Here is a 24,662-nt window from a genome sequence, read left to right as displayed (position 1 = left end):
CTAGCCACCCCTCATCACGTCGGCGAGCTTTGGCCAGGACGAGGTCTCGCCGTCGTCGTGCGCGGGCGCGGACGTGCGCTCGGCGGCACGCAGTTTTGCGGAACGCGCGCGTGGGTTATGGGCGACTTCCTCTTCGCCGGCGATCACCGGCCGGCGCGTCAGCAGCTGGAAGCTCGGCGGGACTTGCGCGACTTCCGGAAGATGCCGCGAGCCGCCGCCGGTCTTCGAACGCTCGGCGAGGAAATTTTTGACGATGCGGTCTTCCAGCGAATGGAACGAGACCACCACGAGGCGGCCGTCCGGCCTGAGCACGCGCTCGGCCGCAGCGAGCGCGGTCTGGAGTTCCTCGAGCTCTTCGTTGACGAAGATGCGCAGGGCCTGGAACGTTCGCGTCGCCGGATGAATATCGCCGGGTTTCGAGCGCACGACCCGGCCGACGAGATCGGCGAGCGCGCGCGTTGTCGTGAACGGCGTCTCCTGCCGGTCGGCGACGATGGCGCGGGCGATGCGGCGCGACTGCCGCTCCTCACCAAAGAGATAGATGATGTCGGCGAGATCGCTTTCCGAGGCGCGCGCGACGATGTCGGCCGCCGTCGGCCCCGCCTGCCCCATCCGCATGTCGAGCGGACCGTCGAGACGGAAGGAGAAGCCGCGACCGGCCTGGTCGAGCTGCATCGAGGAGACCCCGACATCCATCACGACGCCGTCGACGGCATCGACGCCTTGCGCCGCACAGACCTCGGCGAGATTGGAGAAGCGGTCCTCGACCAGCGTCAGCCGGCCCGCGGAGCGTTCGACGAGCTCAGCCCCGCCGGCGATCGCCGTGCGGTCGCGATCGATCGCAATCAGCCGGGTTCCCGGCACGTCGAGGATGGCGCGGCTGTAGCCGCCGGCGCCGAAGGTGGCGTCGATATAGATCCCGCCCGCGCGCGGCGCGAGATGATCGACCGCCTCACGGCCAAGAACGGGGATGTGCGGAACCGAGCTCATGCGCCACACCCGCAGAGCGTCCATGCGAGATCTGGGACGAGCGAGTCCATTACGCCTCGAATAATTCCGCGTCGCGGCGGTTCCACGACCCAACCCTCGTCCAGCATGGTTACCGAGCCCGGTCATCCCTGGCCGCAAACCCAGTGTTCCCAGTGGAATTTGTCGGGCAGCCATGGGATTTCGAGCCAAAATACGCTTTGGCCGCCTCCGGACGCGGGTCGGCTCTTCAATCCTCAGTAACGGCCCTTAGCGTTAAGAAAGCGTTGATCGGCTTGTTACAAGTCGAAAAGGTGACGCGTCGGTGATGCTCCATCCACACACATGCGCCAAAATGCATCCATTAACCGCGCCGCGCGATTGCGCGCGGCGGAGGGTAAAGGAATAGTAAAGAGAAGGGCTTGGCCCACTCTCTGTCCGACTTGAGCTGTCTATGTCGTCCGGTCCTTCCACGCCGTCTGGATCTGATTCGAAACGTCAACGCGTTCTCCCGGTTCCCAAGGCCGCGGCGAACACGCGGACGTTCGAGCCGGATTCCTCGATCGTCTCCGACATCATCCCTTCGCCGAACCATGGCGATCGCAACAAGGGACGGCAGCCGGATATGATCCTGCTGCACTACACCGGCATGCCCGACGTCGAGGGCGCGTTGGCGCGGCTGTGCACGGCGGGCACCGAAGTGTCGGCGCATTACGTCGTGCTGGAGGACGGCCGCATCGTGCAATGCGTGCCCGAGGCCAAGCGCGCCTGGCACGCGGGCGTCTCGTCCTGGGCCGGCGAGGACGACATCAACTCCTGCTCGATCGGCATCGAGATCATCAATCGCGGCCATGACTGGGGCTATCCGGAATATCCGTCGCGCCAGATCGCCGCCGTGATCACGTTGTGCCGCGGCATCATGCTTCGCCGCAACGTCGCCGCGCACCGGGTGCTCGGCCATTCCGACGTCGCGCCGGCGCGCAAGAAGGATCCCGGCGAGAAATTTCCGTGGCATTCGCTGGCCAATTCCGGCGTCGGACACTGGGTGACGCCCGCGCCGGTCGTGCGCGGCGAGAGCCTGATGCTCGGCACCATCAGCGACGAGGTGCTGAGCCTGCAGCAGGCGCTCGCCCGATACGGCTACGGCGTGCCGCTGACCGGCAAATACGACGCCGCGACGATGGAAGTCGTCACCGCCTTCCAGCGCCATTTCCGCCCCGCGCGGCTCGATGGTGTCGCGGATCACTCGACGCTGTCAACATTGCAGGCGTTGCTCGCGAGCCTGCCGGCGGATGCAACGGCGGTCGCGGCGAAGTAACGGCGCAAGCCACACACTCCGTCATTGCGAGCGCAGCGAAGCAATCCAGACTGCCTCCGTGGAAACAGTCTGGATTGCTTCGTCGCTACGCTCCTCGCAATGACGGAATGTGCGGCGACTACTCCATCTCCCGCATCCGTCGCGCATAGAGCCGCCGTAGCGGCTCCAGCTGCGTCGCCGCCGTCGCGGCGACATACGCCTCACGCGCCTCGTCCTTGCGCCCAAGCCGTCGCAACAGATCCGCGCGCACCGCGGGCAACAGCTCGTAGCCGCCAAGCCCGCCGCGCGCGGTGATCGCGTCGACGAGATCGAGCGCGCGCGCCGGGCCGTCGACCATCGAGACTGCGGCGGCGTGGTTAAGCTCGATCACCGGCGACGGATTGATGCGCAAGAGCACTTCGTAGAGGCCAGCGATCTGCGGCCAGTCGGTCTGCTCGTAGCTCGGCGCACGGGCATGCAGCGCGGCGATCGCGGCCTGCACAGCATAGGGCTGCGGGCGGCCAGGCACGCGGAGCGCGTCGTCCACGAGACGCAGACCTTCCTCGATCTGCACGCAATTCCAGAGCGAACGATCCTGCTCTTCCAGCAGAACGACGTCGCCGGCTGTGGTCTCGCGCCCGGCACGGCGCGCATCGTGCAGTAACATCAAGGCGAGCAGGCCTTTGATCCCGGCGCGATCCGGCATCAGCCGGTCGAGCAACCGGCCGAGCCTGATCGCTTCGACCGCGAGATCGGGCCGCATCAAATCCGCGCCCGAGGTCGCAACATAGCCTTCGGTGAAGACGAGATAGATCACGGCGAGCACGCCGTTGAGCCGCGGCGCAAGCGCGGCGTGCTCGGGCACTTCATAAGGAATGCCGGCGAGCCTGATCTTCTGCTTGGCGCGGACGAGGCGCTGCGCCATCGCATCCTCGCCGACGAGAAAGGCGCGCGCGACCTGCGCCATGGACAGCCCGCAGACGGTGCGCAGCGTCAGCGCGACCTGGACCTCGATGGCGAAGGCTGGATGGCAGCACGTGAAGATCAGCCGCAGCATATCGTCATCGAGCGTTGCTGGCGGCTCGTCGGGCGCCTGCGCGTTGAACTCGAGCTCATGCACGAGCGCCCGCTGCTTGCCGCGGAACACGGCCTGCCGCCGGATGCGATCGATCGCCTTGTTGCGACCGACATTGACCAGCCAGGCGCGCGGATTATCGGGCACCTCGCCCGCCGACCAGCGCTCCAGCGCGACCGCGAAGGCATCCTGGAGCGCGTCCTCGGCGAGATCGAAATCGCCGACGAGGCGGATCAGCGTGGCAAGCACCCGCCCCGCCTCGTCGCGAAAAATCCGAGCGATGTCGGCAGGACAGATCACTTGTAGATCATGACCGGCCTGACTTCGATGGATCCCTCTTTGGCCTCGGGAATCCGAGCAGCCAGTCCGACGGCGGTGTCCAGATCCTTGGCCTCGACCAGATAGTAGCCGGCGAGCTGCTCGCGAGTCTCCGCGAAGGGACCGTCGGTCGTCAGGGTCTTGCCCTCGCGCACGCGCACGGTGGTCGCCGTCGTGGTCGGCTGAAGCCCGTCGCCGGCCTTGAAATGGCCGCTCTGGACGATGGACTGCGTGTAAGTGCCGTACTCCGCCGACAGCGCCTGACGGTCCGCGGGGGACATGTTGATCATTTTCGCTTCGTTCCGGTAGATCAGCAGTAGGTACTGCATGGCTTACTCCTGTTGTTCGGCCTGATTGCCGACATCCAGTCGAACGGGGCCAACATCAAACGACATCCTCGGGATAATTATTCGATATCAGGGGACGAGATCATTTGTAGATCATCACGGGCCTGACTTCGATCGAGCCGTCCCTGGCTCCGGGAATCCGCGCGGCCATCGCGATCGCTGCGTCGAGGTCTCTCGCCTCGACGAGATAATAGCCGCCGAGTTGCTCGCGGGTCTCGGCGAACGGACCATCGGTCGCGAGTACCTTGCCGTCGCGAACGCGAACGGTGGTCGCAGTCGAGGTCGGCTGGAGCCCGTCGCCGGCCTTGAAGTTGCCGCTCTGGACGATGGACTGGGTGTAGGCGGAATACTCCGCCAACAGCTTCTGGTGATCTGCGGGGTCCATCTTGCTCTGTTGAGCTTCGTTCCGGTAGATCAGCAGCAAATACTGCATCGCTTAACTCCTGTTGCTCGGCTGGATTGCCGGCATCCAGTCGAACTGGGCCCACGCCCAACGACATGTTCAGGATAAATTATTCGCAGCCGGCTTGCGCGGCGATCTCTGCTTGACGGAACCGTCACAAATGCCCCATGCGTAGCCGGTCAGTCGGCCGGACGGCCGCTCCGGCAGGTGCCGAAAGGCCGCCGGGGAGGAAAGTCCGGGCTCCCTTGACATACGGTGCCGGATAACGTCCGGCGGGGGCAACCCCAGGGAAAGTGCCACAGAGAACGAACCGCCCGCCGACGCCCCTTCGGGGCTCTGGCGCGGCAAGCCCTCGGGCCTGCCGTGCCGTAGCAGCGCAAGCTGCGTAGGCAGGTAAGGGTGAAAAGGTGCGGTAAGAGCGCACCGCGGCTCCGGCAACGGAGCCGGCATGGTAAACCCCACCGGGAGCAAAACCGAATAGGGACGGCGTAGCGGGCTGTTCGCGCAAGCGATAACGCCGCGGGGCGATGTCAGGCCCGCCGTCCGGGTAGGTTGCTCGAGGCCATGTGCAAACATGGTCCCAGAGGAATGGCCGTCACGTATCGTTCGCGCAAGCGGACGGTGCCTTACAGAACCCGGCTTACAGGCCGGCTGATATCTTGCAACGAGGGGTTCGATGCTGACCGCATCGGACCCCTCACCATTTTTCACCGTTGTCATTCCGAGGCGCGACGAAGCGAGAGCCCGGAATGACGAGGGTGAACTAGGCCACAATCTTCTCCAACACCGCCATCAAAGCCTCGGGCGCTGTCACGTTCGGCGCATGACTGGCATCGAGTTCGAAATAGCGCCAGCCCTCCTCGTTCTTCGTGCGCTTCGCGAACTGCCCGAACACATCGCCCGGCGGAATGCGCTTGCAATAGATGTAGCTGCGCGGGATCGCCGGCTCGCCGTGTTCGAGCTTGAGCCTCGTCTCGAAACATTTGATCGGCATGTTGATGCGGCGCGCATTGAGCCAGTCGAGATCGGCCTGCGGCGTATCGGGCGGCGGCGGATTCGGCGGGATGCGGCAGCCGTCGCCCGCGGCAGCCGCCTTGCGCATCGGCTCGCGCCCGCCCTCGTTGAGATCGAACAGCGACTGGCCGTCACCCGGCACGAAGGCGTCGAGATAGATCAGCTGCGCCACGCGCTCGCGCGCGCGGTCGGCAACACCGGTCGCGACCATGCCGCCATAGCTGTGGCCGAGCAGCACGATGTCGTCGAGGTCCTCGAACTTGATGACGTTGAGGATGTCCTGGATATGCGTATCCAGATCGATCGCGGGACTCGCGAGATGCGCGCGTTCGCCGAGCCCGGTGTAGGTCGGCGCCACCAGGCGGTGGCCGCCCTGCGCCATCAGCGGATGCATCTTCTTCCAGGCCCATCCGCCGGACCATGCGCCATGACAGAGCAGAAAAGTCTTCGCGCGTGCGGCCATCGGCGTTTCCATCGTTCTTGTTTCTACGATGGAGTGTAGCGGCCGCGCGCGCGATGTAAACGCTGCAGCCCTCAGGCCGCGCGCGTGTTCACCTTCACGAGGACGGGCGCAACCGCCTCGCGCCGCAGCTTGCCGGCTTCAAAACCATGCATGCCGATCTGCCATTGCAGGCCGACGATGGCGCCCTTGGTCGGCTGCAGCAGCGCGAGCGAAGCGAACAGCGTCACGGGCAGCCACACGGCCAGTTGCAGCCAGACCGCCGGCGCGTAAGCCGTCTCGACCGCGAGGATCGCCGGTACGACGAGGTGACCAACCACGACCATCACCAGATAGGCCGGGAAGTCATCGGCGCGCTGGTGAAACAGCTCCTCGCCGCAATGGTCGCAGCTGTCCGCGACTTTCAGGAAACGGCCGAACATGTGTCCTTCGCCGCAGTTCGGGCACTTGCCCAAAAAGCCGCGCCACATCGCCTTCGTGAGAGAGACTGAACCGGTTGCCATGACAGCACCTCTTCCTTTTCGCTGATCCATACAATAATATCTTGTATCCATACATTCAAAGGATATGGGCCTAAATTGCATGGATTGGACCCCTACAATCTCGGAGCTGAGCGGGCCGCGCTACCAGCGCATCGTCGAGGCCATGGAGGCCGACATCGCCGCGGGCCGGCTGGTGCGCGGCCAGCAGCTGCCGACGCAGCGCGCGCTGGCCAAGGCCCTCGGCATCGACCTCACCACGGTGACGCGCGCCTACACCGAGGCGCGGCGCGGCGGCATCATGGAAGCCCGTGTCGGACAAGGCTCATTCGTATCCGAGACCAGCGCGCGCCGCGCAGTCGACCTGCCGCATCCGGTCGCGATCGACCTCTCGATGAACGTGCCGCCGCATCCGCTCGAAGCGCAACTCGACGAGCGGATCATTGCCGGGATGGAAGCCATCCGCGCACAATCGGGCCTGACGGCGCATCTCAACTACCAGCCGCCCGGCGGCAGCGCGCATGAGCGCGAGGTCGCGGCGCGCTGGATGCGTGCACGCGTTCCGCACGCGCACGCCGACAGGCTCGTGATCTTTCCCGGCACGCAGACGATCCTGTTCAACCTGCTCGCCCATCTCGCGCGGCCCGGCGACGTCGTGCTGACGGAAGCGCTCACCTTCCCCGGCATCAAGGCGGCCGCGGCGCGGCTCGGCGTCAAGCTCATCGGCGTCGCCATGGATGACGGCGGCATCCTGCCCGATGCGCTGGCGAAGGCCTGTCGCGCGCACAGGCCGAAGGCCGTCTATCTCATTCCGACGCTGCACAATCCGACCACCGCGACGCTTTCCGCCGAACGGCGCAACGCCATCGCCAAGATCATCAGCGATGCCGATACGATGCTGATCGAGGACGATGCCTACGGGCTGCTCGACCGTTCGGCATCGCCGATCGCAAACCTCATTCCGGAGCGGACCTATCTCGCAACCACGCTGTCGAAATGCATCGCGCCGGCGCTGCGCCTCGCCTATCTCGTGGCGCCCGACAACGCCGCGCAGCGCGACATGCGTGCCGGCTTGCAGGCCACCGTGCAGATGCCGGCGCCGCTGATGGTCGCGCTGGTGACGCATTGGATCGAGAACGGCATCGCCGATCGCATCATCGCCGCCATCCGCAACGAGGCGATCGGCCGCCAGCAGATTGCGCAGCGCGCGCTGAAAGGCATTCAGTTCCTGGCCAAGCCCGCCGCCCATCATCTCTGGCTGCGGCTGCCGGAGGGCCGCCCCGACGTCGCCGCGCATCTGTTGCGGAATGGACTTGCAGTCGTCGCCGGCGATGCTTTCACTGTGGACGGAACACCGCCGCATGCCGCGCGCGTCTCGCTCGGCGCCGCGCGCAATCGATCGGAGCTGACGGAAGCGCTGCGCATCCTGGTCGGCGCGCTGCACAGGCCGGCCGACACGAGGCAGATCGTCTAGACTCTTCTTATTGGTGGTGACGGCGGTGGCGCGGGCGGACGACCGGCGTCACACCTGACGGATAGGCCGCATAGGCCTCGCTCGGTGCCACTGTCTCGCCACGAGCCGCGCGCGCCGCAGGCGTGAGCTGGCCGCCGTTCAGCACATCGCGGTCGGGATGGGCGGCCTGATAGGCCGCGGGTTCGGAGAACTGCGCCTGCGCCATCGTCGGCATCAGGGCCGCCGCAGACAGCAGCGCGGCTGCAATGGCAATCTTCGTGCGGGTCATGGTCGTTCTCCATCATCTCGTTCGGGGAAAGGCCAATGAGAGCGCATCATGGCGTCGGGCAGGCCCCCGGATTGAAGTATGGTCGTCATGTAGGCCTGCCATTGGCGAATGCCCGCGGCTGGGGATCACGCTTGCGTGCGGTTTTGGAATTGACCTGCACGGCCGCAGCCGTGCTATGCGGGCGTTGGCGATCAACAGTTCGGGATCGCCCATTGCGACAAGGACAATCTGTTGGAAACGCTCACTTATGCGCTGCTGCTGTTCGGCGCGCTGGCCGGCGGCTTCGTCTCGGGACTGGCCGGCTTCGGGACCGCGCTGATGGCGCTCGGCATCTGGCTCTACGTCCTGCCGCCCTCGCTCGCGGTGCCCCTGGTGCTGATCTGCTCGGTGATCGCGCAGACCTCGACGCTGCCGTCGATGTGGAAGAGTTTTGACCTGTCGCTGGTCTGGCCGTTCCTGATCGGAGGGCTGATCGGCGTGCCGCTCGGCACCATGCTGATCGCCTCCGCCGATCCAAAAGTGTTCAAGCTGAGCGTCGGCGTGCTGATCCTGATCTTTTCGACCGCTCTCTATCTCAACAAGAGGCCCCTCGCCGTGACGTTCGGTGGCCGCATTGCCGACGGCGCGATCGGCTTTGCCGGCGGCATTCTCGGCGGCCTCGCCGGATTGTCCGGGCCGCTGCCGATCCTCTGGGCCAATATCCGCGGCTGGAACAAGCACGAGCGGCGCGGCATCTTCCAGCTCTTCAATTTCACCGTGCTCGCGACCGCGCTGGTGTTGCAGACGGCGTCGGGTCTCGTCGAATTCAAGGTGGTCTGGCTCGCTCTGGTCGCCTTTCCGGGCACGCTGATCGGCGCGTGGGCCGGCGCCCGCGTCTATCACGCGCTGAACGACAAGCATTTCGGCGACGTCGTGCTCGGCCTGTTGTTCCTGTCGGGCCTCACCCTCGTTTGGAACAGTATTGCCGCGCTCTAGCTCGATGCTCTCTTCGCGGCGAGCGCCATGCCGCCGGCGACGCCGACACCGAGCACGTAGATCCAGCCCGAGGTGAAATCGAACAGATGCGTGTTGAGCAGTGAGGACAGCATGTTCTGCACCACAACCAACATGCCGATCCAGCAGGCCAGTCCCTCGCCGCGAAACATCAGAAGGTGCGCGATCCACAGCGCGTAGAGGACCAGCACGCCGACGACGCCCCACTGCACGGCATTACTGAGGGTCTGATTGTGCGGGTTGCTGACGATCTCGCCGCGCAGCGGGTCGTCGTGCGGATTGGCGGCCACGCCGGCGAACAGACCGCGGATCGAGCCTGTGCCGTGGCCGATCAGCGGCGCGTCGGCGATAAACCTCAGGGACTTCCGCCAGTATTCGAGACGCGAGCCCATACCGCTGATCGAATTGTTGTCGGCCTCCAGGCTCCTTTCGTAATCGCTCTGGAACTTGCCGACGGTCGCGCGCAGATGCGGCGAGACGGCCCAGAGCGCTACGGCGATCAACGCCGTCGCAGCGCCGGCGACGAGCGCCGCCCGCCAGCGCAGATGCAGCAGTGCAAACACCACGAGCAGGACCGGCAGCGTCACCAGCGCCGTGCGCGAGACCACGACGAACATCATGTTGGCGAGGAAGCCGAGCGCCAATACGGCGAACAACGCCGCGATCCGACCGCGGCCCTGCTGGACAAGCGTCACGATCGGGTAGACCAGCGCGATCGCACAGAGCGCGAATTCCTGGCTCTGGTCGATATAGTTGCGCACGGCAATCCCGCTCTCGACCTGGTAGGGCCCGCGCGACAGATAGAGCTTTAGCGAGAGCCTGGGATCGATCGCGACAGTGAAGGAGTACAGCATGAGCAGCGCGCAGGAGACCAGGAACGCCGCAAAAACCCATTTGCCGTAGGGCCAGCGCTCGAACTGGTAGATCAGCAGCGGGATCACCAGCAGTTTTGCCGGCGGCCCGAGCGCGTGCAGCCGCTCGGCCCAGGGCGCAACCGACCAGAGCGTGCCGACGAGTGCCAGCACGAACAGCGCGATCGGCAGCAGGCAAATCGGGCGCAGCAGCGAGCGCGGGAGCTCGCGAAGGTCGATGAAAGCAAAGGCGATCAGCCACGGCACGAGCGCAAAAGTCACGCCGGTGGTGCTCCAGGGCAGCAGCAACGCGACCAGCGCAACGAAGCGGGCCGGTGTGCGGTAGCGCGCCGCCCAGATCGCGGAGAGCCAGGACGCTCGTCCTTGCTCGTTCAACACCTCGGTCATTGCAGTCCCTTGCAGATTCGCGGCCCACCCACGGCGCGGCAAACTAGCCGGAGCCGTGGGTGGGCGACAAGCGCGCGTCCGTTCGATCTGCTACGCGGGCTCGCGCATGGGAGGCACAACCGGCTCGGGATTTGCCGGCTTCGCGATCTTCTCCTGTGCCGGCAGCGCAAGGCGCTTTCTGAACTCCCGGAGCAACAGCCACACGCTCAGGGCGGCCTGTAGCGTGGTCGTCGCGATCGACAAATACCAGACATGCTCCATCCGGAAGCCCGGCCACGTCGAGAGCCAGATCGACGGCAGGGAATAGGTGAGAACCCGCGTCGCCGAGGTCCACAACACCGGCTTGGTGTTGCCAAGCCCCTGAAACATGCTGGAGCAGGTAAAGATCAGCCCCTGCGCCACCATGTTGAGCGAGACGAGGCGCAGGAACAGCGACGCAACCCCCATCGTCTCCTGATCCCTCGAGAAGCCGGCAAGCAACAGACCGGGTGCGAACTGCGCGAGGATCATGAAGACAATCATCACGGCGGTCGCGATAAGCGACGCCTTGACAAAGGTCTCCCGCACACGTGCTCCATTGCCGGCGCCGAAATTCTGGCCGGCGATGGGCCCTGCTGCGAGGGCGATGGCGAGCGCCGGCATCTGGATCAGCCCGAGGAGACGCGTCCCGATGCCAAACCCCGCCTGCGCCGCCGGGCCAAAAATGCTCAGCACGTAATAGCCCACGGCCATGATGATGAAGATCATCGCAAATTCCCCGCCGGCGGGCAGGCCGACATTGAGGATTCTCTTCCACTGCCGCAGCTGCGGCCGCCATTGCTCGGGGTGAAACGCGACGTAGCGCTCCAGCTTGAGGAAATAGCCAAGCAGCATCAGCACGCCGACGAAGACGGCGATCGAGCTGGCAAGGCCGGCACCGGCGACACCGAGCGCATGTCCGGTGCCCCAGCCCGTGATCAGCACCGGCGCCAGCGCGATGTTGATGACCACGGCAAGCGCCTGCACCAGCATGCTCGGCCGCACGATACCGGTCGCCCGCAATGCGGACGCCATCACTTGCGTGGCGAATTGCAGCGCCAGCGCCGGCATGAACCAGAGCAGATAAACGGTACCGGCTTCGACCGTAGCTTCGTCGGCTGCAACCGCGCGCATGTAAGGGCGCGACAGCGCGAAGCCCGCGACCAATGTCAGGATCCCGAACAGCACCGACAGGACAACCGACTGGTTGAAGACCAGATTGGCGTCGTCGCGGTCTTTCCGCCCCACGGCGTGCGCCATCAGCGCAACCGTGCCGACGCCGAGCACCTGCATCAGCGCATTGACCAGAAAGCCCGCATTGCCGGCCGCCGCGACGCCGGCGATCGCCGCCTCGCCGAGACCCGAGACGAAATACAGATCGACGAGCTGACAGATCATGATCGTGATCATGCCGACCACGATCGGAGGCGCCATGCTCAGGATGTGGCTCACGATGGAGCCGCGCGTCAGGTCCTTCATCTCATTCCATCCTTAACGGCGTGACCGCGGGACTTGCGTCCCGCTGCCGCGCGCCCCTCATTCCGCCGCCGCGATGCGCCCGAGCTCCACCACCTGGCGCTCGAACAGACCGCGATAGATACCCCCTGGCTTGCCCGCGAGCATGGCATGGGTGCCTTGCTCGACGATCTCGCCGCGGTCGAACACCAGGATCCGATCGAGGCTGCGCACCGTCGACAGGCGGTGCGCGATCACGATCGAGGTCCGGCCCTTCATCAGCCGCTCCATCGCCTGCTGGATCAGCGCCTCCGATTCCGAATCGAGGCTCGAGGTCGCCTCGTCCAGGATCAGCACCGGCGCATCCGCCAGGAAGGCGCGCGCCAGCGCCACGCGCTGCCGCTCGCCGCCCGACAGCTTCACGCCGCGCTCGCCAACCAGCGTGCCGTAGCCCTTCGGCAGGCGCAGGATGAAGTCGTGCGCATTCGCCAGCCGCGCCGCATGCTCGATGGCCTCCAGGCTGGCACCGGGCCGGCCATAGGCGATGTTCTCCGCAAGCGTGCGGTGGAACAGGATCGGCTCCTGCTGCACGATCGCGATCTGGCTGCGCAGCGATTGCTGCGTAGCGTGCGCGATGTCCTGCCCGTCGATCAGCACGCGACCACCGGAGACGTCGTAGAGCCGCTGCACCAGCTTGACGAAGGTCGTCTTGCCGGAGCCGGAGCGGCCGACCAGGCCGACGCGCTCGCCGGCGCGGATCGTGACCGACAGTCCGTCATACAGTGGCGCGCGGTGGCCGCCATAGTGGAACGTGACGTCGTCGAACACGATCTCGCCGGCCTCGATCGCGATCGGCCGCGCACTGGCCGCATCGGCAATCCCGATCGGCTCGCCATGGATCGCCACCAATTCGTCCATGTCGTTGACCGAGCGCTGGAGGTTGTTGATGTGCATGCCGACGTCGCGCAGATAGGCGTGGATGACGTAGTAGCTCGTCAGCACATAGGTGACGTCGCCGGGCGAGGCGTGCCCGGACATCCACAGCAGCACCGCGCCGCCGATCACGGACGCACGCAGGCATAGCAGCAGCGAGAGCTGCGCCATGGCCGTGTAGTTGTAGCGAAACCAGGTCCGCCGCACGCGCACGCGCCAGCGGTTGATGACGCGGGCGAGCCGCGCATCCTCGCGCGCTTCGGCGCCGAAGGATTTCACCACGGCGTTGCAGGTCAGCGCGTCCGCCAGCGTGCCGCCGACCTTGGTGTCCCAGGCGTTGGAGACGCGCGCGGCCGGCGCGATGTAGCGCGTCGAGAACAGCACGGTGATGGCGACGTAGAAAAGCGCGCCCACGGCGATCACCGCGCCGAGCGACGCCCAGTGCAGGCCGATCAGGACCATGGAGCCGATCAACACCAGCAGAGATGGCGCCAACGCCATCAGGATGGTGTCGTTGAGCAGGTCGAGCGCCCACATGCCGCGGGTGACCTTGCGCACCGTGGAGCCGGCAAAGGAGTTGGCGTGCCAGTCGGTCGAGAAGCGCTGCACGCGCGTGAAAGCCTCCTGGGCGACATCCGACATCATCTTGAGCGTGAACGGGACGATCGCCTGGAGACCGATCAACCTCAGCACCACGGACGCCGCACCGAGCGCCACGATGGCGCCGAACGCAACCAGCGCCGCGCGGCGCGCGTCGGGATCGGACGAGCCGCGCGTCAGCGCATCGACCAGATGTCCGGAGAATACCGGCATGAACAGGTCGGCGATGGTTGCGCCCAGCAGGCCGCCGGCCACGATCAGACCGCGTCCGGGCTGCTTCAGCCAGTGCCGGAATACGAAGGGCAACACCACGCGTATGGCCGCGGGCCTTTTTGACAGAGAGGTCATGACATTATCCGGCCGCTTTCGGCGCAGGCCGGCTCCATCGACGGACGCAAGTCCGCCACGGAGGGCTGACCGGCGTCACTCACAGCTGATTTTGACTTGGGAAGTGGAGAGATCGGGACTCGTGACCCGATCGAATCTGGCGGAAGGCGCCTCTAACAGGCCGCGTACATACCGAACCAGGCGATCATCGAGCGCGGGCGTACGATCTGCGAATGCGACGAAATCATGCAAATCCCTCCCCGGTTCGCTTCAATGAGGTGCGCTTTATAGATGTATCGTTTCCGGTTTGCAACGGGGCTTCCGCGAATTCACGGACGAGTGTTGCAATTTGGTGCGTAGCGCCTTGGTCCGGCATCGCCGCCGCCTCAATCTCCGCTGTCATGCCCCGGCTTGACCGGGGCATCCAGTACTCTGCGGCGATAGTTAGCTCACACAACTTCCGCCGCGGAGTGCTGGATCGCCCGCCTCCGCGGGCGATGACACCTCGTAAGCCGCTTGCCTCAGTGCGCGTCGCCGCCACCGGTCATCGAGGCCGGTTTGCTCAGCAGCGTGACCAGCAGGCTGAGGCCGAGATAGAACAGCGTCAGCACGAAGAAGGCGTCGCCAAAGCTCATCACCACGGCCTGGCGGTGCACGATCTGGCTGAGCTGCTTCATCGCCATCAGCGTGGAATCGCCGAGCCCCTGGAATTTCTGCATGAACATGGTCAGGGTTTCGGTCGCAGTCGCATTGCCCCAGGTCACCCGCTCCTGAAGGCGGGTGATGTGCAAATCGGTGCGGTTGTTGAGCACGGTGTTGATGACGGCAAGGCCGACCGCGCCGCCGAGATTGCGCATCAGGTTGAACAGGCCGGAGGCGTTCTTCACCCTGTCGGGCGCCAGCGTTCCGAGCGCGATGTTGTTGGTCGGCACCATCGCGAACATCATGCCGATGCCGCGCAGGATCTGCGGCACCAGCAGCTCGTAGAAATCGTAGTCGCGCGTGATCCATGTCATCTGGTAGGAGCCGATCGCGAACACGACGAGACCGAACGCGATCATGTAGCGCATGTCGACCTTCACCATGAGACGGCCGACCAGCGGCGCGACCAGGAACATGGTGATGCCGGAGACGAACATGGTCTCGCCGATCATCAGCGCGCTGTAGCCGCGCACCTCGGCGAGATAGCGCGGATAGATGTAGGTCAGGCCGTAGAGGCCGATGCCGATGCAGAACTGCAGAACGCAGCCGATCGCGAAATTGCGGTTGGAGAAGGTGCGCAAATTGACGATCGGTTCGGCCGCGGTGAAGACGCGCCAGAAGAAGGCGATCGCCGAGATCGCGCAGATCCAGGCGCAGATCGCAACGGACGTGTCCTGCATCCACTCATGTTGCGGACCTTCCTCCAGCACGTATTCCAGCGTGCCGAGGAAGCCGGCCATGAAGAGCAGGCCCCACCAGTCGAAGCGGTCGAGCAGCTCGAAATGCGGCTCGTCGAAATCGACCAGCGCCAGCACGCCCAGGGTGATGCCGATGCCGGGCACGACGTTGATGAAGAACAGCCAGTTCCACGACATCAGATCGGTGATGTAGCCGCCGACCGTCGGGCCGATCGTGGGAGCCAGGGTCGCAACAAGCCCGATGATGGGACCGACGATGTGGAATTTGGAGCGCGGGAATACGGTATAGGCCGAGGCGAACACGGTCGGGATCATGCCGGCGCCCAAAAAGCCCTGAAGGGCACGCCAGAGGATCATCTCCTCGATCGTGGTGGCGAAGCCGCAGAGCAGGCTCGAGGCCGTGAAGCCCGCGGCCGAGATCGCGAACAGCAGCCGCGTGCCGAAAGCGCGCGACAAAAAGCCCGACAGCGGGATCGCGATCACCTCGGCGATCAGATAGGCGGTCTGGACCCAGGCGACCTCGCTGGAGCTTGCCGACAGGCCTGCCTGGATTTCACTGAGGGACGCCGAGACGATCTGGATGTCCAGGATCGACATGAACATCCCGAACACCATGATGATGAAGGCGAACAGCCGCTTCGGCGCGATGCGCTCCGAGGCGGGGTCCGCCATCATGGCGGGTGAAGCGGTGGTGGCGTTGGCCATGGTCTGACCTCGCAGCGCTCGATTTGTGGCTACTGCGGGTGGATCGCGGTGGGATCGTCGAGATCGATCTCGCTGTCGGCGTCGGCCGCGCCCTTGTTGGTATCGACGGTCGCATACACCGACATGCCGGCGCGGAGCAGGTTCTGCTTCGCCACCGACTTCGGCACGCGGATGCGGACCGGCACGCGCTGCACGATCTTGGTGAAGTTGCCGGTGGCGTTGTCAGGTGGCAGCAGCGTGAACACCGAGCCGGAGCCCGCTGCGATGCTGTCGACGATTCCGGAGAACTTGCGCATGCCGTAGGCATCGACCTTGATCGTCACCGGCTGGCCGGGACGGATGCGCTTGAGCTGGGTTTCCTTGAAATTGGCGTCGATATAGACGTCGTCGAGCGGCACGATGTTGCCGAGACGCTGGCCGACCGCGACGAAGTCGCCGGCGCTGACCAGGCGGTTCGAGAACGTGCCGTCGACCGGCGCGCGCACCGCGGTGAAGGCGAGGTCGCGCTCGGCCTTGGCGAGCGAGGTCTTGAGCTCGGCGAGCTGCGCCTGCGCTTCGGCCTGCTGTGCCTTGGTGACGTGGACATTGCTGACCGCGACGTCGTAGGCGGCCTGGGCGGCCTTGACCGCGGCGGCGCCCTGGTCGCGTCCGGCTTCCGAGCTTTCGAACGTGGCGCGCGAAGCAAAGCCCTTGCTGCTCAGCGCCTGCTGGCGCTCATAATCGAGATCGGCGCGCTTGAGGCCCGCCTCGGCCGAGACGAGCTGCGCCTTGGCCTGTGCAACCTGGCTGTCGAGCGCTGCAATCTGGCGGCCGATGCGATCGATGGTGGCCTGCTGGGTCGCGATCCTGGTCGCGGCGGCATCGACCGCGATCTTGTAGTCGCCGTCATCGATGCGGAAGACGACGTCGCCGGCGCGCACGGTCGTGTTGTCGCCGGCGAGGATCGAAGAGATGTGGCCGGCAACGCGCGCGCCCAGCATGGTGTTGTTGGCGCGGACATAGGCGTCGTCGGTGGAGACGTAGAAGCGGCCGACCAGCGTGTAGTAGCCGGCATAGCTCGCGGCCGCGAGCGCCAGCACGAGGCCAACACCCATCAGGACGAATTTGCGCTTGCCGGGCTTCGGCGCGTCGGCGGCAGCGGGTGCAGCCGGCTTGTCGGTCACGGGCGTCTCCGGCGCCTCATTGGTGCGGCGCTTGGTTTCCTCGGCCACATGAGAGCGCAACTGCTCGGCAAGGGCGACGGATTTCTCGGTCGCAGCTTCACTGCCGGCATGCCCCGGCGTCGTCTCCACCGCTTCCTGGCGAAGGACGCGCGCAGCCTGGTCTCTCGATACGGCCATAAAGGCCTCCCCAACAAAAAAGCGGCGACCAGGGACGGCCGTCCTGCGGCCGGTTCCCTCTCGCCCATTCCAAATATCATTGACCGAACGGTTCGGTCAACATAGATAATATTCCCGGGCAGGACCCTACTGGCCCGAATCCTTTATTTGGGTTTCATGGGTCGGGTCCGATCCAGAAACCTTCCGAGACGCTGAACCAATGGTTGTAGCCGGCCGCGAACATCTCCACGTCGTCCAGGAGGAGGACAGCTCCAAGCGCCGCCAGATCCTGGACGGAGCCCGCAAGGTGTTCATGGATCTCGGTTTCGACGGCGCCAGCATGGGCGAGATCGCGCGCGCCGCGCAGGTCTCCAAGGGCACGCTCTACGTCTACTTCGCCGACAAATGCGCGCTGTTCGAAGCCATCCTCGAGCAGGAGGCGCTCCAGCACGGCCAGGTCGTTTTCAATTTCGATCCCGCGCGCGACGCCGAGACCACGCTGAAGGATTTTGGCCAGGCCTATATCCATCTGCTGTGCCGGCCCGGCGGCGGTTCGGCGATCCGCACCGTGATGGCGATCGCCGAGCGCATGCCCGACGTCGGCCGCCGCTATTATCTGCGCGTGCTGGACAAGACCATCAACCGGCTCTCCGAATATCTCAAAATCCATGTCGCCTCGGGCGATCTCAAGATCGACGATTGCGATCTGGCCGCGTCACAGTTCATGGAGCTGTGCAAGGCCTCGCTCTTCCTGCCGTTCGTTTTCCAGGCCGCGCCCGCGCCGTCGGAAGAGCGCATGACCGAGGTCGTCGACAGCGCGACGCGGATGTTTCTGGCGGCGTACCGGGCGACGTAGCAGCAGCGGGGCACGCGTTGCGCAGGCCGCTGCCGCGGCACTATATTGAGCGCCATGTCCCGTGATCTTCGCCCGCCTGTCGATATCCTCCATTACGAGATCGTCCAGGAACAGGCCTCAGCGCTTGGCCGGATGGGCAGTGCACTCGAACAGAGCCTTGCGCGCTTGCGCGAATTCGGCGCCGCGCACGCGGAGGCGCCGGCCTCAATGCAAGCGGCGAGGCGCAAGCTGGTGATGGAAGCCGGCCAGGCGCTCTGGATGCTCGTGGTGCAACGTGAGGCGACCGGCTTGCGCGACAGCCGCCATATCATGCGGACCTACAACGTTCCGGGCGAGGTGCAGCGGTGCATGGGGCTGGTCCCCGCACCGTCGAAGCCGGCCTCGAAGTGACTGCCCGGCACCCCGGAGCTAGGCCCCGATCTCTTCCATCTTGCGCCACCCGTGCAGGACGCGGCGCCCCTCCCGGGTGAATGCGAAGCAATTGCCGCCGCCGGCCGCCTGATCGTGAACGCGATCGATGGCATGCCCAGCAAAATGGCAGAACAGCAGCGTGCCGACGGCACCGTGGCCGACGAAGAGAACGTCGCCCGGGCGATTGCGGGATAGCACCGCCTCGGTCTCGCGCACGATGCGCGCCTGCGCATCGACGGCACGCTCCCAACCGCGGACGCTGAGATGCGGCTGCGCGAAAAACTGGTCGGCGACCTCCTCGAACTCGGCCGGTTTCAGGAAGCCGGTCGCCGAACGGTCGTTCTCATGCATGGCCTCGCGGATCTCGATCATGAGTCCGAGGCGGCCTGCGATGATCTCCGCGGTCTCGATCGCCTTGCGCTCGCCGCTCGAGACGATCTGCGTGGTGCTCGCGAGCCAGCCCGCATTCGCCAGCGCTTCGGTGCGCGCAAGACCGACCGGGCTGAGGCCCCATAGCGGCACGGGCACCGTGGGATCGATTTGCACCTGCGGGTGGGTGAGATAGCGGACGATATCGGCGGTCATCTTACTCGTCGGCGTACTCGTCCTCTTCCTGCTTGCGCGTCGTGCTCTTGCGCGTTCCGAGCGAGCCTGTGACGTAGGGATCGCGCCGACCGGCGTAAGGGTTGCGCTGCTGGGCGCGGCCGGCGACCTCGTCGCCGGAGACGGCGGCGGGCTGGCAGATCAGGCGCCGGCTGGCGCGGCGCATCAGGTCCACATGGATATGATCGTAGTGATAGACGTTCGAGCCCGGCGCGAGCACCGTGGTGAAATGCGCGCACGCGCCCGACTGCACGTCGCGCAAAAACCCCTGCTCTTCCGGCATGCCGCGCCAGCCGTCCTTCACGGTGACGCGGCGGCCGTCGGCGAGCACGAAGGCGGCGATGTCGAGCGCGTTGCCGAAGGCGTGCTCGGAAATGTGGGCGTGCGAGTTGCCGTTCATGCCGCGGCAAGAATAGGCAGAGATCTGCTTGATCTCGACGACGCGGGCACCGAACCAGCGCATCGCCGATGGCTGCACGGTGTCGGCGAGCCAGCGATCGAGCTCGGAGACGATCGGACAGGCGAGCGTCGCGGTCGGCTTGATCGCGACGGGGCCGACGGCGATGACGGGATTGCCCTGCGCCGGACCAAGACGCGGCAAAGGTTGCTGCGCGGGCGCCTGCGAGTACGGCGCCGGCCGCGCCGGATAGCTCGGCGCATTCATGTAGCGCGCCGCGCCCGCGGCATCGGTGCCTTCGGGCGGCAGGTCGATCTCGTCCTCTTGCTGTGCCACGCCGGGCGCGTTCAGCGACATCGGGCCGGGCGAATTGCCATAGCCGGAGGGCTGGCGCACCGCGCTCTCGGGATAGTTCGACCGCTGCGGATAGGAGGATGAGGGATAGTTCTGGCTCTGCGGAGGGTTCGATCGCGGCTGCGCCACCGGCCATCGCGGCTGGCTGCCGACATTCCCCGGCGGGCGCAGCTCCTCGTCGGCAAAGCCATAGCTGCCCGAGGCTTCGCCGATGGCAGCGACCTTCAACGGGAACTCGGCGCCGCACATGCCGGGGCCCGAGATCGGCTCGATGCGGACGAGATCCGGCCCCTCTTTCACCGCGCCCGATTTCAGGCATGCGGCTTCGGCCTCGGCCCGCCACGGTTCGCGTTCGGCCTGGAAAAAGCCGCGTCCGCAACCCGCAAGCGAAACAAGGACGATGGAGCCGACGAGATACAAACGAACTCCGCGCGTCATGCACGCACGTTCGGTGAATTTACTTAAAGACTCTTCAACGTGTTGATTTCAGTGTTCTTTAACCATACCGGCGCGCCCGCGCATGCGCCGCCCGGTAGCAGCGGAAGCAAGGCTGACTTTTTCGGAGAGAGACTCTCTGTTAACCATGACGCCGCTCGCACGGGGGACAACAGCGGGAGCGACCTTATGACGTTCGCCGGGAGACTGAGCGTTATCACCGCGTACCTCGCCATGGCCTTTGTCGGCGCCATCGTGCTCGGCATGATCTAGAGACATCACCGACCGCATCACGGGCTTGCCCGGCGGCGCCGGATCATCCGGCCGCCGTGCGTTTTGCCGTGCTCAGAAATTCGAGCAGGACGATCCCGTGACGCCGCCGATCTTGACGTCGTGACAGACCAGACCGGGATTATCGGGATCGGGATAGCCGTCGTCCTTCTCGCGAACCGTATGACTGAAGCGCCAGCCCCGCGTGCGCATGCAGCGCTTGTATTGCGCTGAGGTCACCGTGCCGTTCTGCGGCGCACCGAGTTGCGCGTCGCAGAACGCGCTGTCGACATGCAGCGCATCGTCGCCGCGCTGCTGCTTCAGCATGTTGTTCCAGATGTCGGTGTCGGCGTGGGCTGGGATCACGCTGCCGATCAGCAGCGCGGCGATGAGGCCGAGACGTTTCATGTTGGCTCTCCTTGCATGCTCGTCAGCCATCGGTCGCGTGCAAGCGAGAAGCAGGTTCGGTGCGGGACGATTACAAATTGGACAGGGGCAAGCTGCCACCCTCCCCCTCCAAGGGAGGGTAGAAGAAACGCTACGACCTTGCCCCCCACTGCCGTGATGTCGTGATCACCTTCTGCTGCCGCTCCTCGACGCGCGTCCAGTCGTTGCCGGAGCACCAGAAGTGGCCGAGCGCGCAGGCTTCGACGCGAAGCCTGCCGGAAGCCGTCAGCGTCATCGTCCCATAATAGGTGCTGCCGCTGGAACGGCTGTAGATGCTGCCGGTCCAGGAATCGTGCGTTTTCGGCTTCATGTTGACGAGCACGCTTTCGCCCCGGCTCGAGGCTTCGGTCAACGCATAGCCGCACAGCGCGGCGCCGCAGCGTTCGATGCGAACCGTGCCCTTGGCGCCTACGCTCTCCCATTCGCCGAGCGGCGAATAAGCCGGCTCGTCATCGCTGCGCTGGGCGATCGATGAAGTCTCGTCGATCTCGGGCCTCGGAGCGACGGCTGTCGCCTCCACGCGCGGCGGATCGACCAGGACCGTCTTCGGCGGATCCATGCGCGGCAGCTCAACTCTCGGCGGATCGGGGCTCGGCGCCTCGAGTCTTGGCGGCGACGGCAGGACGACAGGCTGCGATGTGGCCGCGGCCATGACGGGGGCCGGCGGCATTGGCGGTGCCACGACGGCGGTCGCTTGCGCCGGCCTGACCGGAGCCACCGGACAAGCCGGTCGCGACGGCGCGACCGCGGGCGACGGAGCAGGTGTCGTGTCGGCGTCGTTCGTCGGCCGGAACCTGCGATTGGATGAAACCGACACACAGGAAGCAGATCGGCAATGCCGCGGCGCCTCGACATGAAAGCGGTGGCCGCCGATCGAGAAGGTGTAGGAACCGGCTTGGGCTGACGACGCCATCGCCGCCAAAGCGATCAATGTGCCAAGCGATGTCGCAAGCCGCTTCATCGGCGCCTCCCTCTGTGTCGCGACGAGGTTACGCGGGATGATCCGCCGCTGAATGTGCGCTGCCTCACCTTGCTGGCGCGGACCGTTGTGACGTCCATCACAGAAGGCGGGACAGGCCCGGCGTAGGGTCGAACCACGCTTCATCCACCAGCGACACCAGTTCAGACCGGCACAATTTTCAGAGGTTGCCATGAACAAGCTCACCATCGCCGCCACCGCGCTCTTCCTCGCTTCGACCGCCGCCGCGCATGCCGGCAACTCGATTGCGTTCCAGATCGAAGGCCAGCACATCCGCATCGAGACGCCGCGCAACTGCGCCTCGCTCGATTGCGTGACGATCGTGGCACCAGGCCTGTCGGACAAGCCGATCAAGCTGAACAACATCAACCTCAAGGGCCTCGGCGGCTCCAAGGACGGCGACGACACCACGCCGGCTCCGTCCACGACGACCGCGCAGCCGGCGCCGGCTCCGGTGCAGCAGCAGCCCGTGCAACAGGCGCCGGTGCAGGCGACCGCGCCGGCCGCGCCAGCTGTCGCCGCCCCCGCGCCTCCCGCCACGACGGTGGCTGCCGCTCCGGCCGCCGGCTACGACAACACCGCGCAGACCGCGCCCGTCGCAGCTCCCGTCGCCGCGCCGGCGCCGGCTGCCAATACGCCGATCGGCGTCTGGGCGACCGAAGAGAACAAGGGCAATGTCCGCGTCGAACAGTGCGGCGCCAATCTCTGCGGTTACGCCGTGAAGTCCAACGAGCGCATCCTGATCAACATGAAGCCCGACGGCGCGAAGTGGAGCGGCCGCATCCACGATCCCGACTCCGGCCGCAACTACGACTCCATGATCGCGATGAAGGGCCCGAATGCGATGCGCGTGCAGGGCTGCGCCTTCGGCGGCATGTTCTGCGGCGGCCAGACCTGGAAGCGCGTGAGCTGACACCGGAGGTCAAATGATCGTCATGCCCGGGCTTGTCCCGCCTGCGCGGCCGAAGCCGCTTCGGCGAGGCGAAGGCCCGGGCATCCACGTTCTCAGTACCGCGCGTCAAGGCGTGGATGGCCGGAACAAGTCCGGCCATGACGATCCGAGAGACACTGCGCCACAAGCGAACAAACTCTATCCCCTCACCCTGAGGAGCCTGCGCAGCAGGCGTCTCGAAGGGCGAGGCCCGGATCGACAGCTGGGCCTCTATGGTTCGAGACGCGCGCAAGGGCGCGCTCCTCACCATGAGGGGAGAGAGCGCCGTTTGAACGTTCGCCCCGTCCATGCGACACATGTTCATCCGCCATTCAGCTAGCCCCGGCTGATATCGGCCGATCTCGCCTCGCGCTCTCACCGGGACTTCCTCGTGACATCAATGGTGGCTTGGCGCCGCTTCGTCTTCGCGCTTCCGTTGCTGGCGTTGCCGCTGGCCGGCGCGAGCGTGGCGCTCGCATCCGATGCAATCGAGCTTGCGCAGGCCCAGCCCCAAGCGCAGCCAAATCCCACCCCGTCCCCGACGCCGTCGGCTTCACCTGCGCCCGCCACGGACGCGCAACCCGCTGCCGTCGAGCCGATCGGCAACGTCGCGACCGTGACGGGGATCGCAACCGTGGTCCGCGACAAGAACTCGTATCCGCTGCGCGTGCGCGACGACATCTATCTCAACGACGTCGTGCAGACCTCGTCGAACTCCTCGCTCGGCATCACCTTCAACGACGCCACCACGTTCAACCTCTCCGCCAGCGCCAAGATCACCATCGACAATTACGTCTATGAGGACGGCGGCAAGCAAAATTCGGCGATCTTCGACATCGGCAAGGGCACCGTTGCCTTCGTTGCGGCAGCCGTGGCGAAGACCGGCGACATGAAGATCGCAACGCCGACCGCAACGCTCGGCATCCGCGGCACCACCGGCGTCGTCGACGTTCCCGAAGGCGCGGCGGCCAGTGCTGCGAATAACGTCAACATCAAGCTCTATCCCGACGCCGACGGCCGGGTCGGCCACATCGAGGTCAACGATCGCACCAGCGGCACGCGACTCGGCGCGTTGACGCAGGCCGCAAGCGGTTTTGCGATCCGCCCGGGCGCCGGAGGCACAGGCGGCATGCGCTTTGCCGCCGTGCCGATCACGATCGCTCCGCAGCAGATCACGCGCGACCGCGGCTTCGTCAGCCAGGTGCATCTGGCGCAGACCACGGGCCGGCAGATCGTCACCGAGCAGCGCGACTTCCGCCGTGCCAATCCGACCGCAATCAGCCGCATTCCGCGGCCGACCCAGCCACCGCAGCAGCAGCAATTGCGGCCGACGACAGCACCCGGTCAGCAGCCGCAGCGGCCGAACGGCCAGCCCGGCCAGAACAACCGTCCGGGCCAGCAGCAGCCGGGCACGCCGGGCCGCCAGGGCGCGCAGCCGCCGCAGCGGCAAGGACAAGGCGGCGCCGTGCAACCGGGTACGCCGCGCGCGGGCCAGGGTCAGCAGCAGCGAGGCCAGCAGCAGCAGGGCCAGCAGCAACCAGGTCAGCAGCAAGGTGCGGGACAGCCGGCAGGTGCGCCGCGTACTGGACAAGGCACGCAGCCCGGCGGCGCGTTGCAGACGCAGCCACAGCGAAACGGACAGACCCCGGCGCAGCCCGGCGGAGTCGTGCCGTCACAGCCGGGCACGGCGCCGCAGCCGCAAACGCCGCGCACCGGATTGCAGCCGGGCCAGCCGCCCGCGGCTCAGCAGCCAGGCGGCATCCAGCGCCAGGGCGGATTCCAGCAGCGCCTCCCCGCCGCGCAACGTCCCGCAGCACCGCGCAGACCGGCGCCCGCTCCGAAGGAGAAGAAAGAGCGGCGGTGAACGGT

24 protein-coding genes and 1 other RNA gene are annotated in these 24,662 nt (G+C 65.9%); 9 read left to right on the top strand and 16 right to left on the bottom strand.

The window, feature by feature from the left end:
* The gene (gene rsmH, locus ABIB99_RS26670) at positions 1-990 is read right to left on the bottom strand and encodes a 16S rRNA (cytosine(1402)-N(4))-methyltransferase RsmH (RefSeq protein WP_354178188.1); all 990 of its coding nucleotides are present in this window, start codon (positions 988-990) and stop codon (positions 1-3) included.
* Positions 991-1,420: 430 nt separating this feature from the next.
* Between rsmH and ABIB99_RS26665 the strand changes: the two genes are divergently transcribed.
* Positions 1,421-2,284, top strand: coding sequence for an N-acetylmuramoyl-L-alanine amidase (locus ABIB99_RS26665; protein WP_175618141.1), 864 nt, complete (start codon positions 1,421-1,423; stop codon positions 2,282-2,284).
* 118 nt (positions 2,285-2,402) lie between these two features.
* Here ABIB99_RS26665 and ABIB99_RS26660 read toward each other — a convergent pair whose 3' ends face one another.
* From ABIB99_RS26660 to ABIB99_RS26650, 3 genes are all read right to left on the bottom strand, one after another.
* Positions 2,403-3,638, bottom strand: a complete 1,236-nt coding sequence (locus tag ABIB99_RS26660; RefSeq protein ID WP_155794952.1) for an RNA polymerase sigma factor — start codon at positions 3,636-3,638, stop codon at positions 2,403-2,405.
* Positions 3,635-3,985 (bottom strand): YciI family protein, encoded by a 351-nt coding sequence (locus ABIB99_RS26655; protein ID WP_063981533.1) that lies wholly within the window; start codon positions 3,983-3,985, stop codon positions 3,635-3,637. Before ABIB99_RS26655 ends, ABIB99_RS26660 begins: the two co-directional genes overlap by 4 nt.
* Positions 3,986-4,085: 100 nt before the next feature.
* A complete protein-coding gene (locus ABIB99_RS26650; RefSeq protein ID WP_354178185.1) occupies positions 4,086-4,436 on the bottom strand; it encodes a YciI family protein in 351 nt (116 codons plus the stop codon).
* Between the two features lie 149 nt (positions 4,437-4,585).
* Here ABIB99_RS26650 and rnpB point away from each other — a divergent pair.
* Positions 4,586-5,065: RNase P RNA component class A (gene rnpB, locus ABIB99_RS26645), an RNA gene on the top strand.
* Positions 5,066-5,169: 104 nt separating this feature from the next.
* Here rnpB and ABIB99_RS26640 read toward each other — a convergent pair.
* Together ABIB99_RS26640 and ABIB99_RS26635 are read right to left on the bottom strand one after the other, a co-directional pair.
* The gene (locus tag ABIB99_RS26640) at positions 5,170-5,883 is read right to left on the bottom strand and encodes an alpha/beta fold hydrolase (RefSeq protein WP_354178183.1); all 714 of its coding nucleotides are present in this window, start codon (positions 5,881-5,883) and stop codon (positions 5,170-5,172) included.
* A 71-nt stretch (positions 5,884-5,954) separates the two neighbouring features.
* The gene (locus ABIB99_RS26635; RefSeq protein WP_071910384.1) at positions 5,955-6,413 is read right to left on the bottom strand and encodes a DUF983 domain-containing protein; all 459 of its coding nucleotides are present in this window, start codon (positions 6,411-6,413) and stop codon (positions 5,955-5,957) included.
* A gap of 49 nt (positions 6,414-6,462) precedes the next feature.
* On the opposite strand from ABIB99_RS26635, the gene ABIB99_RS26630 reads away from it, so the two are divergent.
* The gene (locus tag ABIB99_RS26630) at positions 6,463-7,833 is read left to right on the top strand and encodes an aminotransferase-like domain-containing protein (protein WP_354178181.1); all 1,371 of its coding nucleotides are present in this window, start codon (positions 6,463-6,465) and stop codon (positions 7,831-7,833) included.
* A gap of 7 nt (positions 7,834-7,840) precedes the next feature.
* Here the strand turns inward: ABIB99_RS26630 and ABIB99_RS26625 are convergent, their stop codons facing one another.
* Positions 7,841-8,101, bottom strand: a complete 261-nt coding sequence (locus ABIB99_RS26625; protein WP_354178179.1) for a hypothetical protein — start codon at positions 8,099-8,101, stop codon at positions 7,841-7,843.
* A 231-nt stretch (positions 8,102-8,332) separates the two neighbouring features.
* On the opposite strand from ABIB99_RS26625, the gene ABIB99_RS26620 reads away from it, so the two are divergent.
* On the top strand, positions 8,333-9,076 hold the full coding sequence (locus tag ABIB99_RS26620; protein ID WP_071910378.1) for a sulfite exporter TauE/SafE family protein: 744 nt from the start codon (positions 8,333-8,335) through the stop codon (positions 9,074-9,076).
* Here ABIB99_RS26620 and ABIB99_RS26615 read toward each other — a convergent pair.
* The 5 genes from ABIB99_RS26615 to ABIB99_RS26595 form a co-directional block, all read right to left on the bottom strand.
* Positions 9,073-10,353, bottom strand: a complete 1,281-nt coding sequence (locus tag ABIB99_RS26615) for an O-antigen ligase family protein (protein WP_354178176.1) — start codon at positions 10,351-10,353, stop codon at positions 9,073-9,075. The two genes, ABIB99_RS26620 and ABIB99_RS26615, sit on opposite strands and share 4 nt — an antisense overlap.
* Before the next feature lie 90 nt (positions 10,354-10,443).
* The gene (locus ABIB99_RS26610; RefSeq protein WP_354178174.1) at positions 10,444-11,850 is read right to left on the bottom strand and encodes an MATE family efflux transporter; all 1,407 of its coding nucleotides are present in this window, start codon (positions 11,848-11,850) and stop codon (positions 10,444-10,446) included.
* Positions 11,851-11,907: 57 nt separating this feature from the next.
* On the bottom strand, positions 11,908-13,707 hold the full coding sequence (locus ABIB99_RS26605) for an ABC transporter ATP-binding protein (protein WP_354178172.1): 1,800 nt from the start codon (positions 13,705-13,707) through the stop codon (positions 11,908-11,910).
* Positions 13,708-14,207: 500 nt separating this feature from the next.
* Entirely contained in the window at positions 14,208-15,791 is a 1,584-nt protein-coding gene (locus ABIB99_RS26600; RefSeq protein ID WP_354178170.1) for a DHA2 family efflux MFS transporter permease subunit, read from the bottom strand.
* A gap of 29 nt (positions 15,792-15,820) precedes the next feature.
* Positions 15,821-17,131: an HlyD family secretion protein gene (locus ABIB99_RS26595; RefSeq protein WP_085399265.1), complete on the bottom strand. Its 1,311-nt coding sequence runs from the start codon at positions 17,129-17,131 to the stop codon at positions 15,821-15,823.
* A gap of 199 nt (positions 17,132-17,330) precedes the next feature.
* On the opposite strand from ABIB99_RS26595, the gene ABIB99_RS26590 reads away from it, so the two are divergent.
* Both ABIB99_RS26590 and ABIB99_RS26585 read left to right on the top strand, forming a co-directional pair.
* Positions 17,331-17,966 carry a TetR/AcrR family transcriptional regulator gene (locus ABIB99_RS26590; RefSeq protein ID WP_354178167.1) on the top strand — a complete coding sequence of 212 codons (636 nt, stop codon included), beginning with the start codon at positions 17,331-17,333 and terminating at the stop codon, positions 17,964-17,966.
* Positions 17,967-18,020: 54 nt separating this feature from the next.
* On the top strand, positions 18,021-18,356 hold the full coding sequence (locus ABIB99_RS26585) for a DUF6665 family protein (RefSeq protein ID WP_354178165.1): 336 nt from the start codon (positions 18,021-18,023) through the stop codon (positions 18,354-18,356).
* An 18-nt stretch (positions 18,357-18,374) separates the two neighbouring features.
* Here the strand turns inward: ABIB99_RS26585 and ABIB99_RS26580 are convergent, their stop codons facing one another.
* On the bottom strand, positions 18,375-18,962 hold the full coding sequence (locus ABIB99_RS26580) for a histidine phosphatase family protein (RefSeq protein WP_354178163.1): 588 nt from the start codon (positions 18,960-18,962) through the stop codon (positions 18,375-18,377).
* A 1-nt stretch (position 18,963) separates the two neighbouring features.
* Positions 18,964-20,169, bottom strand: coding sequence for an extensin-like domain-containing protein (locus ABIB99_RS26575; RefSeq protein WP_354178161.1), 1,206 nt, complete (start codon positions 20,167-20,169; stop codon positions 18,964-18,966).
* Positions 20,170-20,208: 39 nt separating this feature from the next.
* Here ABIB99_RS26575 and ABIB99_RS26570 point away from each other — a divergent pair, with 39 nt between their 5' ends.
* A complete protein-coding gene (locus tag ABIB99_RS26570) occupies positions 20,209-20,439 on the top strand; it encodes a hypothetical protein (RefSeq protein ID WP_354178159.1) in 231 nt (76 codons plus the stop codon).
* Between the two features lie 72 nt (positions 20,440-20,511).
* Here the strand turns inward: ABIB99_RS26570 and ABIB99_RS26565 are convergent, their stop codons facing one another.
* Both ABIB99_RS26565 and ABIB99_RS26560 read right to left on the bottom strand, forming a co-directional pair.
* Positions 20,512-20,844, bottom strand: coding sequence for a hypothetical protein (locus ABIB99_RS26565; protein ID WP_354178157.1), 333 nt, complete (start codon positions 20,842-20,844; stop codon positions 20,512-20,514).
* A 130-nt stretch (positions 20,845-20,974) separates the two neighbouring features.
* Entirely contained in the window at positions 20,975-21,535 is a 561-nt protein-coding gene (locus tag ABIB99_RS26560) for a DUF2147 domain-containing protein (protein WP_354178155.1), read from the bottom strand.
* A 499-nt stretch (positions 21,536-22,034) separates the two neighbouring features.
* Between ABIB99_RS26560 and ABIB99_RS26555 the strand changes: the two genes are divergently transcribed.
* On the top strand, positions 22,035-22,775 hold the full coding sequence (locus ABIB99_RS26555; protein ID WP_354178153.1) for a DUF2147 domain-containing protein: 741 nt from the start codon (positions 22,035-22,037) through the stop codon (positions 22,773-22,775).
* A 418-nt stretch (positions 22,776-23,193) separates the two neighbouring features.
* A complete protein-coding gene (locus tag ABIB99_RS26550; RefSeq protein WP_354095489.1) occupies positions 23,194-24,657 on the top strand; it encodes a FecR domain-containing protein in 1,464 nt (487 codons plus the stop codon).
* Positions 24,658-24,662: the final 5 nt, after the last annotated feature.

Origin of the sequence: Bradyrhizobium sp. LA6.1, from assembly GCF_040547805.1 — a bacterium.
Lineage (GTDB): Bacteria > Pseudomonadota > Alphaproteobacteria > Rhizobiales > Xanthobacteraceae > Bradyrhizobium > Bradyrhizobium barranii.
The sequence above is the reverse complement of the archived record's forward strand: the minus strand, read 5'-3'. Positions and strand labels throughout refer to the sequence as shown.

What these genes read in the sequence shown, in the direction of transcription:
- ABIB99_RS26650 (WP_354178185.1), bottom strand. Translation starts at nt 4,436, where the DNA reads ATGCAGTATTTGCTGCTGATCTACCGGAACGAAGCTCAACAGAGCAAG.
- ABIB99_RS26555 (WP_354178153.1), top strand. Translation starts at nt 22,035, where the DNA reads ATGAACAAGCTCACCATCGCCGCCACCGCGCTCTTCCTCGCTTCGACC.
- ABIB99_RS26635 (WP_071910384.1), bottom strand. Translation starts at nt 6,413, where the DNA reads ATGGATCAGCGAAAAGGAAGAGGTGCTGTCATGGCAACCGGTTCAGTC.
- rsmH (WP_354178188.1), bottom strand. Translation starts at nt 990, where the DNA reads ATGAGCTCGGTTCCGCACATCCCCGTTCTTGGCCGTGAGGCGGTCGAT.
- ABIB99_RS26580 (WP_354178163.1), bottom strand. Translation starts at nt 18,962, where the DNA reads ATGACCGCCGATATCGTCCGCTATCTCACCCACCCGCAGGTGCAAATC.
- ABIB99_RS26640 (WP_354178183.1), bottom strand. Translation starts at nt 5,883, where the DNA reads ATGGCCGCACGCGCGAAGACTTTTCTGCTCTGTCATGGCGCATGGTCC.
- ABIB99_RS26575 (WP_354178161.1), bottom strand. Translation starts at nt 20,169, where the DNA reads ATGACGCGCGGAGTTCGTTTGTATCTCGTCGGCTCCATCGTCCTTGTT.
- ABIB99_RS26565 (WP_354178157.1), bottom strand. Translation starts at nt 20,844, where the DNA reads ATGAAACGTCTCGGCCTCATCGCCGCGCTGCTGATCGGCAGCGTGATC.
- ABIB99_RS26560 (WP_354178155.1), bottom strand. Translation starts at nt 21,535, where the DNA reads ATGGCCGCGGCCACATCGCAGCCTGTCGTCCTGCCGTCGCCGCCAAGA.
- ABIB99_RS26625 (WP_354178179.1), bottom strand. Translation starts at nt 8,101, where the DNA reads ATGACCCGCACGAAGATTGCCATTGCAGCCGCGCTGCTGTCTGCGGCG.
- ABIB99_RS26550 (WP_354095489.1), top strand. Translation starts at nt 23,194, where the DNA reads ATGGTGGCTTGGCGCCGCTTCGTCTTCGCGCTTCCGTTGCTGGCGTTG.
- ABIB99_RS26600 (WP_354178170.1), bottom strand. Translation starts at nt 15,791, where the DNA reads ATGGCCAACGCCACCACCGCTTCACCCGCCATGATGGCGGACCCCGCC.
- ABIB99_RS26655 (WP_063981533.1), bottom strand. Translation starts at nt 3,985, where the DNA reads ATGCAGTACCTACTGCTGATCTACCGGAACGAAGCGAAAATGATCAAC.
- ABIB99_RS26605 (WP_354178172.1), bottom strand. Translation starts at nt 13,707, where the DNA reads ATGACCTCTCTGTCAAAAAGGCCCGCGGCCATACGCGTGGTGTTGCCC.
- ABIB99_RS26595 (WP_085399265.1), bottom strand. Translation starts at nt 17,131, where the DNA reads ATGGCCGTATCGAGAGACCAGGCTGCGCGCGTCCTTCGCCAGGAAGCG.
- ABIB99_RS26585 (WP_354178165.1), top strand. Translation starts at nt 18,021, where the DNA reads ATGTCCCGTGATCTTCGCCCGCCTGTCGATATCCTCCATTACGAGATC.
- ABIB99_RS26610 (WP_354178174.1), bottom strand. Translation starts at nt 11,850, where the DNA reads ATGAAGGACCTGACGCGCGGCTCCATCGTGAGCCACATCCTGAGCATG.
- ABIB99_RS26630 (WP_354178181.1), top strand. Translation starts at nt 6,463, where the DNA reads ATGGATTGGACCCCTACAATCTCGGAGCTGAGCGGGCCGCGCTACCAG.
- ABIB99_RS26590 (WP_354178167.1), top strand. Translation starts at nt 17,331, where the DNA reads ATGGTTGTAGCCGGCCGCGAACATCTCCACGTCGTCCAGGAGGAGGAC.
- ABIB99_RS26615 (WP_354178176.1), bottom strand. Translation starts at nt 10,353, where the DNA reads ATGACCGAGGTGTTGAACGAGCAAGGACGAGCGTCCTGGCTCTCCGCG.
- ABIB99_RS26665 (WP_175618141.1), top strand. Translation starts at nt 1,421, where the DNA reads ATGTCGTCCGGTCCTTCCACGCCGTCTGGATCTGATTCGAAACGTCAA.